The organism is Pseudomonas sp. B6001 (genome assembly GCF_013386015.1).
Taxonomy (GTDB): Bacteria; Pseudomonadota; Gammaproteobacteria; order Pseudomonadales; family Pseudomonadaceae; genus Aquipseudomonas.
In genome coordinates this window covers 1-316 of sequence record NZ_JACAOX010000056.1, presented here as the reverse complement: position 1 = coordinate 316, position 316 = coordinate 1, and the positions used below count along the sequence as shown (strand labels likewise).

Genomic DNA, 316 nt, shown 5'->3' with positions numbered 1-316 from the left:
CTAATCAAAGACTAGAAATCAATATTCATTCGCGAATATTCATTTCTAAACTTTAACAGCAGAAACAGTTAATGGTGGAGCCAAACGGGATCGAACCGTTGACCTCCTGCGTGCAAGGCAGGCGCTCTCCCAGCTGAGCTATGGCCCCATAACAAAATTGGTGGGTCTGGGCAGATTCGAACTGCCGACCTCACCCTTATCAGGGGTGCGCTCTAACCAACTGAGCTACAGACCCAATTTCGAGCGCGTAACTGATTAGCTAAGAGCTATCAGCTTGGAGCTTAAAGCTGCTTCTATCGTCTTCTTCAATGAATCA

General features: G+C 46.8%; 2 tRNA genes. Both read right to left on the bottom strand.

Annotated elements, in window-relative coordinates:
• Positions 1-72: 72 nt before the first annotated feature.
• Positions 73-148: transfer RNA gene (locus tag HX821_RS31360), tRNA-Ala, on the bottom strand.
• A 10-nt stretch (positions 149-158) separates the two neighbouring features.
• Positions 159-235, bottom strand: a tRNA-Ile gene (locus HX821_RS31355).
• Positions 236-316: the final 81 nt, after the last annotated feature.